Below are 10,037 nucleotides of genomic sequence, written 5' to 3'. Positions count from 1 at the left end.
CCCAGCAAAATAAACATGTTTGCACCCTCTCCCGTGGGAGAGGGCTGGGGTGAGGGCATCAGCCCGCACCTCACTTAAGCCTTCACCCTCTTGATATAATCCCCAAACGCCGTCAACTGGCCAGAGAGATGGTCACGCGTGCTCTGATCCACCACTTCACCCGTCTGCGGGTCGACCTTATTCTGAATCACACCACCCATAAATTCCGGCTTGTTCATGACCATTGCATCCAGGAATACCAGGATCTGGCGCAGATGATACTGGCAGCGCGCACCGCCAATGGCACCCATTGAACTGGTCTGAATCAGCACCGGCTTACCGGAAAGCGGCTGCTCCGGCAGGCGGGATAGCCAGTCAATTGCGTTTTTCAGACCACCCGGAACCGAGTAGTTATACTCTGGCGTCACAATCACCACCCCGTCAGCCTGGCGAATCTGCTCGGCCAGCGCTTCGACGCTCTGCGGAAAGCCTTCTTCCTGCTGCACGTCCGCATCGTAAAGGGGAATGTCACCAATGGACGGCAGGGCGCTAATCTCCATACCCGCCGGAGCCAACTGTGGCAGCGTACGGGCAACCATCCCGTTAAATGAACCTTTGCGCAGGCTTCCCAGTAATGTAACGACTTTCAACGTTTCAGACATGATTACTCCTGTTTCATCATGATGACCCTGAACGGATCAGCTAAGGGTATATGCTTTTTCTGCCGGTAAACTGGTTAATCTCATCAGGCGCGCGGCGGGCTCGTTGGCACGTTCGGGCACATCCGGAAGGCTACTCCATCCCTGTTTACTGTCAAATTCCCAGATTTTCAGCCGTTCAATGGCAGGTGTCACTGCTACAGACCAGATCAGTACATCCTCAACATCGCTGAGCGCTTCTACCAGCGCGGCTTGCGTGGAGCGCAGGCGTCCGGAGCCCGGCAGGAGTTGCAGCTGACTGGCATCATCTGACGCGCAGCCACAGAGCTTACGAATGCTCTGACGCAAGGTGATAAGCTGAGCCCGGGCTTCAGTGGGATCGTTCTGGTTGCGCACCCACAGCTGTTCATTGCTGGAGAGCGGGTAATAATCATGCGGGCTGGCGCCGTGAAAACCGCGTGTCGCGCGCTGAAGCTCCATATCCAGCCCACAATCGCCTTCGGTGGTGAGTGCTACGCCAATAATATTGCCCGTATAGGCAATGGAGAAACGCGGCAACTCCGGGTCGGCAAAGACCGGACGACCTTCAGGTTGGATGATGATGTCCGGCAGCTCACTGGTGCCGTACAGCATAAACAGCAGTTCAGCCAGAAGCGCCCGGGACGCCAAAAAACGCGACCGACGGTGCTCAGGAAGTTTGAGCGCTTCACTGTGACACGCTGAAGAAATTCTGGCCGATACGAGACGACCTTCTGTCAGTATCCCTCTTGCAAAGTGCGTAGCCATTTTTCGCTCCTTGATAATGGTCGTAGTCGGTTAAACGGTTACATCATTATCGCTTAACTCAACTCCTGTTTTAATCAGTAAATGATAGTAAGAAAAGGCTGAGGACCGAACTTTACATTTTCTTAGGCGAAAATTGGATCGCTGACACCATATAACGCCTTGATGGTCTCGCGTAGCCAGAGGATTTTCGGATTATGGCTGTTCCGTTTATGCCAGATCAGCGTGAAGGGCTGGAGGACCATAAGTAAAGGGATGCAGAGCATGCTACAGCCAATCAGAATCCCGATCAGTATATTGAGCGCAAACGGCGTCAAGAACGAGACCGCCATACTGACCATCGTGGAATACTGCTCGCGATTAAAACCCATGGTTTCCATCAGCAGCACCAGGGAAACGGTTACATAGGTGAGGATCGCCGCCACGCACAGGGTAGCGATCAATAATCGGCTAATAAAAAACGCTTCAGAAACTTTTCGGCCGGATGGCTCTCTTTGAGTACGGCAATCGACTGGACAAGGGTGATTTCCTGGGGGGAAATCACCCTTCAGTAACGGGGGTCACTTACCGATACAGAAGCTCGAGAAGATCCTCCCAAGCAGATCGTCCGACGTAAACTCCCCGGTGATCTCACTCAGATTCTGCTGCGCCAGGCGCAGCTCTTCCGCCAGCAATTCCCCCGCCCATGCGCCAATCAGCTGCGCTTTGCCCTGCTCAAGGTGACGTGCCGCCTCTTCCAGCGCCTGCAGGTGGCGACGCCGCGCCAGGAAGCCGCCTTCCATGCTGGTGTCAAAGCCCATGCTCTGCTTGAGATGGTTACGCAGGTCGTCAACGCCCTCGCCGGTGCGGGCCGACAGACGGATAAGTGAGTGACCATTCACATCGCTGATGCCCAGCGTTTCGCCGGTGACGTCTGCTTTGTTACGCACCACGGTGATCGGCAGTTTAGCTGGCAGACGGGCGATAAAGTCCGGCCAGATCTCCGCCGGGTCTACGGCGTCGGTCGTGGTGCCATCTACCATAAACAGCACACGGTCGGCCTGCTCAATCTCCTGCCAGGCGCGCTCGATACCAATACGCTCCACTTCGTCGCTGGCATCACGCAGACCCGCAGTGTCGATGATATGCAACGGCATGCCGTCGATGTGAATATGCTCGCGCAGCACGTCGCGGGTGGTCCCGGCGATGTCGGTCACGATCGCCGCCTCACGGCCCGCGAGGGCGTTCAGCAGGCTCGATTTCCCGGCGTTTGGACGACCCGCGATGACCACCTTCATCCCTTCACGCAGCAGGCTCCCCTGGCGCGCTTCGGCGCGAACGGCATCGAGATCGGCCATCACGTCATTGAGCTGGGCTTCAATTTTACCGTCAGAGAGAAAGTCGATTTCTTCATCCGGGAAGTCAATCGCTGCTTCGACGTAGATCCTGAGGTGAGTAAGTGCTTCCACAAGGTGATTTACGCGTGCGGAAAACGCGCCCTGCAACGAGTTCAGAGCAGAGCGAGCCGCCTGTTCAGAGCTGGCGTCGATCAGGTCTGCAATCGCCTCGGCTTGCGCCAGGTCGAGCTTGTCGTTGAGGAAGGCACGTTCGGAGAACTCGCCCGGCTTCGCAATGCGCAGGCCCGGCAGAGTCAGAATACGTTTTAACAGCAGGTCGAGGATGACCGGGCCACCGTGACCCTGCAGCTCCAGCACGTCTTCACCAGTAAAGGAGTTCGGGCCGGGGAACCACAGCGCAATGCCCTGGTCCAGTGGGGTACCGTCGCTGTCTTTAAACGGCAGATAATCAGCGTAGCGCGGCTTTGGCAGTTTACCCAGCACCGCTTCAGCGACCTCGCGCGCCTTCAGGCCGGAGATACGCAAAATGCCTACACCACCGCGTCCCGGTGGGGTTGCCTGGGCGACGATAGTGTCGTTATGGCTCATGGTTGCTCTCGTTCAATACAAATAAAAAAGGCGGTCAATCGACCGCCCTTATTTTAGCGTTAACTTACCGAATCAGGACTTTTTCTTTTCGCGGCTATGCAGGCCACGTTTTTCCAGACCACGGTAAATCAGCTGCTGCTGGATGATGGTCACCAGGTTGCTGACGATATAGTACAGCACCAGACCTGACGGGAACCACAGGAAGAACACGGTGAAGATGACCGGCATAAAGGTCATGATCTTCTGCTGCATCGGGTCGGTCACGGTGGTCGGAGACATCTTCTGGATGAAGAACATCGTCACGCCCATCAGGATCGGCAGGATGTAGTATGGGTCCTGTGCGGACAGGTCATGGATCCACAGGGCGAACGGCGCATGGCGCAGCTCAACGGAACCCATCAGCATGTAGTACAGCGCAAGGAAGATTGGCATCTGAATCAGCAGCGGGAAGCAGCCACCCAGCGGGTTCACTTTCTCTGCTTTATACAGGGCCATCATCTCCTGGCTCTGACGCTGTTTGTCATCGCCCAGACGCTCGCGCATTGCCTGAATCTTCGGCTGCAGCATACGCATCTTCGCCATGGAGGTGTACTGCGCTTTGGTCAGCGGGTACATGATGCCACGTACGATGAAGGTGATAACGATGATGGAGAAGCCCCAGTTACCCAGGAAGCTGTGGATGAACTTCAGCAGCTTGAACAGCGGCTGAGAGATGAACCACAACCAGCCGTAGTCAACGGTCAGATCCAGGTGCGGTGCAACAGCAGCCATTTTGTCCTGGATTTCCGGGCCGACCCACAGGGTGCTTGCCAGCTTACCGGTTTGACCCGGCTGAACCAGAACCGGCTGAGATTTGTAGCCGATAGCCGCAATACCGTTGCCCAGATTCGCGGTGTAGAAGTTATTGGTACCGTCGTTATTTGGGATCCATGCCGTTGCGAAATACTGCTGCAACATTGCCACCCAACCGCCTTTGGAGCTGACGTTCAGGTTTTCGTTATCGGCAATGGTGTCGAATTTGTATTTCTCATACTTCGCGTCAGGCGTGGAGTATGCCGCGCCACGGAAGGTATGCAGCGCAAAGTTGCTGCTTCCGGTGTCACGGTGAGACGGCAGATTGATGGACTGCTTCAGCTGACCAAAGGTCGATACTTCAAGCGGTTTCGCACCGGCGTTCTGTACGCTGTAGCCCACGTTCACTGCATATTCACCGCGTTTCAGGGTGAAGGTTTTAGTGAAGGTGTTGCCTGCCGCGTCGGTGTAGGTCATCGGAATAACGAGTTCGTTCTGGCCATCAGCCAGTACAAAGGTGTCGTTTTCGACGTTGTACAGTGGACGCGCACCGTTAGCCGGGTTATCCGGGCCATCACGACCGGTCAGGCCGCTCTGCGCCTGGTAGATAAACTCTGGCGTGGTTTCCAGTAACTGGAACGGCTCGGTAGACTTCAGCTCTTTCGGGTAGGTCAACAGCAGCGCCTGCTCAACATCACCACCACGGGTGTTGATAGTCAGCTCAAGCACATCGGTCTTAACCGTAATCTGTTTCCCCTGGCCACTGGCCGGTACGTCCTGGTCGGCGGCACTCCCCTGGCTGCTCGTTGTCTGCGTGGTCTGCTGCTGGGGTTGAGGATTTTTATCCTGCTCCCATGCCTGCCAGATCATGAAAGACACGAACAACAAAGCGATGATAAGAAGATTGCGTTGCGAATCCATCGTTAGTGTTCTCTGGTATCAAAGGGTCCTGGGGGGACGGGGTCGTCTCCACCTGGGTGTAAAGGGTGGCATTTTAATACGCGTTTCACCGTCAACCAACTGCCTTTTATCACTCCAAACCTGCGCAATGCCTCAATTCCGTAGCTTGAGCATGTTGGCGTGAAACGGCAGTGTGGCCCGAGTAGCGGACTAATCAGGCGTTGATAGACCCGAATGAGGGCTATCAGGACCCGCGAGCCAGGCGACAGTGGCGGCGCCATAATTTTTCCAACGCTTCCGAGAGAGCACGGTTATCGAGGTCGGCAACCCCTTTTTTCGCCACCACCACGAAATCCATAGAAGGCAGTTCGTGCTGACGTAAACGGAAGCTTTCACGCGTCAGACGTTTAATCCGGTTGCGTTCATGCGCACGCTTAACGTTTTTCTTGGCGACAGTAAGACCGATGCGGGGATGCCCCAGCGAATTTTGGCGGCCGAGGATGGTGATTTGCGGCGTGCCAGCCCGTAGTGGCTGCTGGAAGACGAAAGTGAAATGAGCGGGAGTTAACAAACGTAACTCCCTGGGAAATGCTAGCTTAACCACTCAGGGGTTAGCTTTATTACTTGGAAACGGTCAGACGAGCGCGGCCTTTAGCACGACGACGTGCCAGAACCTGACGACCATTTTTAGTAGCCATACGAGCACGGAAGCCGTGAGAACGGTTGCGCTTCAGTACAGACGGTTGAAAAGTGCGTTTCATGGCGATTTCTACCTAAACTTGAATAAATTCACTGACTTTTGCGTATACCCGAACGAGATTCGAACGACTAACGCCTCAGCGTGGGTGATTAAAGAGGCCGGATTGTAATAATTGTACACTCCGGAGTCAATTCTCTTTCCTTATTTCCCGCGTATTTCCGCACGATTTCGCATGGAAAATGAGCAACGGACGACGCAGGAAGAAGAGCATCACGCGCCGGGTCGAGGATTATACGGTCTCATCAACAAAGCGCAAGGATCGTCCTGGATCTTCGTTAGATCATTTAAGCAAAAAATTGTCTGTTCTCATTAAATTTTCCAATATGCGGGCTAAATCGTGGGGCACTCCCGCCAGGATCGTTTACACTTACCCGGTTTCGGATCTTCCTGTGGATAAATCGGGAAGAATCTGTGAGAAACAGAAGATCTCTGGCTCAGTTTAGGCTATGATCCGCGGTCCCGATCGGGATCCAGCGATCCTGGCCGGGCATAAACACAATATCGTTCAGGTTGTTTCAACGATGGCGTGTATAACCGCAGATAGCGGTTCGCACATCCCCCTCATTGGGTCATGTCGATGTGCGCCAACAATCATGAATATTCAATAGTTTTCTTTTATTGTTCGAGTGGAGTCCGCCGTGTCACTTTCGCTTTGGCAGCAGTGTCTTGCCCGATTGCAGGATGAGTTACCAGCCACAGAATTCAGTATGTGGATCCGCCCGTTGCAGGCGGAACTGAGCGATAACACGCTGGCTTTGTATGCGCCAAACCGTTTTGTGCTCGATTGGGTAAGGGACAAGTACCTTAATAACATCAACGGACTGCTGAATGATTTCTGCGGGTCAGATGCCCCGCAGCTGCGCTTTGAAGTGGGCACAAAGCCGGTCACCCAGACGGTGCGCGAAACCGTAAACGTGGCAGCGCCTGCTCAGGCGGCACCCGCTCCGGCTCCTCGCGTTGCTCCTGCTGCACGTCCGGGTTGGGATAATGTGCCTGCCCCGGCAGAACCGACCTACCGCTCTAACGTTAACGTCAAACACACCTTCGATAACTTCGTGGAAGGTAAATCGAACCAGCTGGCACGCGCGGCGGCTCGCCAGGTGGCAGACAACCCCGGTGGAGCCTATAACCCGCTGTTCCTCTATGGCGGCACGGGTCTGGGTAAAACGCACCTTCTGCACGCGGTGGGTAACGGCATTATGGCGCGCAAGCCAAATGCGAAAGTGGTGTATATGCACTCCGAGCGCTTCGTTCAGGACATGGTAAAGGCCCTGCAAAACAATGCGATCGAAGAGTTTAAACGCTATTATCGTTCTGTTGATGCGCTGCTGATCGATGACATTCAGTTCTTTGCGAATAAAGAACGATCGCAGGAGGAGTTTTTCCACACCTTCAATGCGCTGCTGGAAGGTAACCAGCAGATCATTTTGACCTCGGATCGTTATCCAAAAGAGATCAACGGTGTGGAAGATCGTCTGAAATCCCGCTTCGGCTGGGGCCTGACCGTGGCGATCGAGCCGCCGGAACTGGAAACCCGCGTCGCGATCCTGATGAAAAAAGCCGATGAGAACGACATTCGCCTGCCGGGTGAAGTGGCGTTCTTTATTGCCAAGCGTCTGCGTTCCAACGTTCGTGAGCTGGAAGGGGCGCTGAACCGCGTCATCGCCAATGCCAACTTTACCGGCCGCGCGATCACTATCGATTTTGTGCGTGAAGCGCTGCGCGATCTGCTGGCACTGCAGGAAAAACTGGTCACTATCGACAACATTCAGAAGACGGTGGCCGAGTACTACAAAATCAAAGTGGCAGATTTACTGTCTAAACGTCGTTCCCGCTCGGTGGCGCGCCCGCGTCAGATGGCGATGGCGCTGGCAAAGGAGTTAACCAACCACAGTCTGCCGGAGATCGGCGATGCGTTTGGTGGCCGTGACCATACGACCGTGCTGCACGCTTGTCGCAAGATTGAGCAGTTACGCGAAGAAAGCCACGACATAAAAGAAGATTTTTCCAATTTAATCAGAACATTATCATCGTGACGCTATGAAATTTACCGTTGAACGTGAACATTTATTAAAACCGCTGCAACAGGTGAGTGGCCCATTAGGTGGCCGCCCAACGCTGCCTATTCTCGGAAACCTGCTGCTTCAGGTCGCGGACGGTACGCTGTCGCTGACCGGCACAGACCTGGAAATGGAAATGATCGCGCGCGTTACGCTGACTCAGCCGCATGACGCAGGCGCGACCACGGTTCCGGCACGTAAATTCTTTGATATCTGCCGCGGGCTGCCGGAAGGCGCAGAGATCGCGGTGCAGCTGGAAGGCGACCGCATGCTGGTGCGTTCTGGCCGCAGCCGTTTCTCCCTCTCCACGCTGCCTGCTGCGGACTTCCCGAACCTTGACGACTGGCAAAGTGAAGTCGAATTCACCCTGCCGCAGGCGACGATGAAGCGTCTGATTGAAGCCACGCAGTTCTCTATGGCGCACCAGGACGTTCGTTACTATTTAAACGGCATGCTGTTCGAAACCGAAGGGGAAGAGCTGCGTACCGTGGCCACCGACGGCCACCGTCTGGCGGTCTGTTCCATGCCAATTGGCGACTCACTACCAAACCATTCGGTGATCGTGCCGCGTAAAGGCGTAATTGAGCTGATGCGTATGCTCGACGGTGGCGACACGCCGCTGCGCGTGCAGATCGGCAGCAACAACATCCGCGCTCACGTGGGCGATTTCGTCTTCACATCCAAGCTGGTTGACGGTCGTTTCCCGGATTATCGCCGCGTATTGCCGAAGAACCCGGACAAAACGCTGGAAGCGGGTTGCGATAGCCTCAAGCAGGCATTTGCCCGTGCGGCCATTCTCTCGAACGAGAAATTCCGCGGTGTGCGCCTGTACGTAAGTGAAAACCAGATCAAAATCACCGCCAACAACCCGGAGCAGGAAGAGGCAGAAGAGATTCTGGACGTCACCTACGCCGGGGCTGAGATGGAAATCGGGTTTAACGTCAGCTACGTGCTGGACGTGCTGAATGCACTGAAATGCGAGAACGTTCGCATTCTGCTGACTGACTCCGTTTCGAGCGTACAGATTGAAGATGCCGCATCACAGTCGGCTGCGTATGTTGTTATGCCAATGAGACTGTAATGTCGCTCACCCGTCTGTTGATCCGCGACTTTCGCAATATCGAAAGCGCGGATCTCGCTTTATCCCCTGGCTTTAACTTCCTGGTTGGCGCAAACGGCAGCGGCAAAACCAGCGTGCTTGAAGCCATCTATACGCTCGGCCATGGCCGGGCGTTTCGCAGTTTGCAGATTGGTCGCGTGATTCGCCACGAACAGGAATCCTTTGTCCTGCACGGGCGTTTGCAGGGTGAGGAGCGGGAAACCGCCATTGGCCTGACCAAAGACAAGCAGGGCGACAGCAAGGTGCGCATCGACGGTACCGACGGCCACAAAGTGGCGGAGCTGGCGCTGCTGATGCCGATGCAGCTGATCACGCCGGAGGGGTTTACTTTACTCAACGGCGGCCCCAAATACAGAAGAGCGTTCCTCGACTGGGGATGCTTTCACAACGAAGCCGGTTTCTTTAACGCCTGGAGCAACCTGAAGCGTCTGCTTAAGCAGCGTAACGCCGCATTGCGCCAGGTCACGCGCTACGCCCAGCTGCGCCCGTGGGACATGGAATTAATTCCTCTTGCGGAACAAATCAGCCGCTGGCGTGCCGAATACAGCGCAGGCATCGCCGAAGATATGGCCGACACCTGTAAACAGTTTTTACCTGAATTTTCTCTCACCTTCTCCTTCCAGCGCGGCTGGGAAAAAGAGACGGATTATGCCGAGGTGCTGGAGAGAAACTTCGAGCGCGACCGTATGTTGACCTACACCGCGCACGGCCCGCACAAGGCGGATTTCCGCATTCGTGCTGACGGTGCGCCGGTAGAAGACACTCTGTCGCGCGGGCAGCTCAAGCTCCTGATGTGCGCGCTGCGCCTGGCGCAGGGGGAGTTCCTCACCCGCGAAAGCGGGCGACGCTGCCTGTACCTGATAGATGATTTTGCCTCGGAACTTGACGACGCGCGGCGCGGGCTGCTTGCCAGCCGCCTGAAAGCCACGCAGTCGCAGGTTTTCGTCAGCGCCATTAGCGCTGAACACGTTATGGACATGTCGGACGAAAATTCGAAGATGTTTACCGTGGAAAAGGGTAAAATAACGGATTAACCCAAGTTGAAATGAGCGAGAAACG

General features: G+C 55.2%; 10 protein-coding genes and 2 pseudogenes. 3 read left to right on the top strand and 9 right to left on the bottom strand.

What is annotated here, in order from left to right; genetic code table 11:
* Positions 1-74: 74 nt before the first annotated feature.
* The 9 genes and pseudogenes from AK59_RS0119700 to rpmH all read right to left on the bottom strand — a co-directional run bounded on the left by AK59_RS0119700 (position 75) and on the right by rpmH (position 5,799).
* A complete protein-coding gene (locus AK59_RS0119700; RefSeq protein ID WP_013099415.1) occupies positions 75-641 on the bottom strand; it encodes an NADPH-dependent FMN reductase in 567 nt (188 codons plus the stop codon).
* 36 nt (positions 642-677) lie between these two features.
* A complete protein-coding gene (locus AK59_RS0119695) occupies positions 678-1,424 on the bottom strand; it encodes a 4'-phosphopantetheinyl transferase family protein (protein ID WP_029883598.1) in 747 nt (248 codons plus the stop codon).
* Between the two features lie 122 nt (positions 1,425-1,546).
* Positions 1,547-1,654: pseudogene (locus AK59_RS1000000125515) on the bottom strand (HTH-type transcriptional regulator YidZ); the annotation flags it as partial.
* Between the two features lie 60 nt (positions 1,655-1,714).
* Positions 1,715-1,947 (bottom strand): annotated as a pseudogene (locus tag AK59_RS1000000125510) (multidrug transporter subunit MdtL); the annotation flags it as partial.
* A 34-nt stretch (positions 1,948-1,981) separates the two neighbouring features.
* Positions 1,982-3,346, bottom strand: coding sequence for a tRNA uridine-5-carboxymethylaminomethyl(34) synthesis GTPase MnmE (gene mnmE, locus AK59_RS0119685; RefSeq protein ID WP_020685446.1), 1,365 nt, complete (start codon positions 3,344-3,346; stop codon positions 1,982-1,984).
* A gap of 72 nt (positions 3,347-3,418) precedes the next feature.
* Positions 3,419-5,059 (bottom strand): membrane protein insertase YidC, encoded by a 1,641-nt coding sequence (gene yidC, locus AK59_RS0119680; RefSeq protein ID WP_029883596.1) that lies wholly within the window; start codon positions 5,057-5,059, stop codon positions 3,419-3,421.
* Between the two features lie 2 nt (positions 5,060-5,061).
* Positions 5,062-5,319: a membrane protein insertion efficiency factor YidD gene (gene yidD / locus AK59_RS1000000124640; protein WP_001307474.1), complete on the bottom strand. Its 258-nt coding sequence runs from the start codon at positions 5,317-5,319 to the stop codon at positions 5,062-5,064.
* Positions 5,283-5,642 carry a ribonuclease P protein component gene (gene rnpA, locus AK59_RS0119675; RefSeq protein ID WP_028028049.1) on the bottom strand — a complete coding sequence of 120 codons (360 nt, stop codon included), beginning with the start codon at positions 5,640-5,642 and terminating at the stop codon, positions 5,283-5,285. The genes yidD and rnpA overlap by 37 nt, the downstream gene beginning before the upstream one ends.
* 16 nt (positions 5,643-5,658) lie before the next feature.
* Positions 5,659-5,799 (bottom strand): 50S ribosomal protein L34, encoded by a 141-nt coding sequence (gene rpmH, locus AK59_RS01000000123890; protein WP_000831330.1) that lies wholly within the window; start codon positions 5,797-5,799, stop codon positions 5,659-5,661.
* 637 nt (positions 5,800-6,436) lie between these two features.
* Here rpmH and dnaA point away from each other — a divergent pair.
* Genes dnaA through recF form a run of 3 tightly spaced genes read left to right on the top strand, consistent with a single transcriptional unit; the run spans position 6,437 to position 10,012 of the window.
* The gene (dnaA, locus tag AK59_RS0119670) at positions 6,437-7,834 is read left to right on the top strand and encodes a chromosomal replication initiator protein DnaA (protein WP_014830027.1); all 1,398 of its coding nucleotides are present in this window, start codon (positions 6,437-6,439) and stop codon (positions 7,832-7,834) included.
* 4 nt (positions 7,835-7,838) lie between these two features.
* Positions 7,839-8,939 carry a DNA polymerase III subunit beta gene (gene dnaN, locus AK59_RS0119665; RefSeq protein ID WP_008500170.1) on the top strand — a complete coding sequence of 367 codons (1,101 nt, stop codon included), beginning with the start codon at positions 7,839-7,841 and terminating at the stop codon, positions 8,937-8,939.
* Entirely contained in the window at positions 8,939-10,012 is a 1,074-nt protein-coding gene (gene recF, locus AK59_RS0119660; protein WP_013094779.1) for a DNA replication/repair protein RecF, read from the top strand. The genes dnaN and recF overlap by 1 nt, the downstream gene beginning before the upstream one ends.
* Positions 10,013-10,037: the final 25 nt, after the last annotated feature.

The sequence above is a fragment of the Enterobacter sp. T1-1 genome (genome assembly GCF_000710795.1).
GTDB classification, from domain to species: domain Bacteria; phylum Pseudomonadota; class Gammaproteobacteria; order Enterobacterales; family Enterobacteriaceae; genus Enterobacter; species Enterobacter cloacae.
Note: the sequence above shows the minus strand (reverse complement) of the source record. Positions and strands in the feature narration are given on the sequence as shown.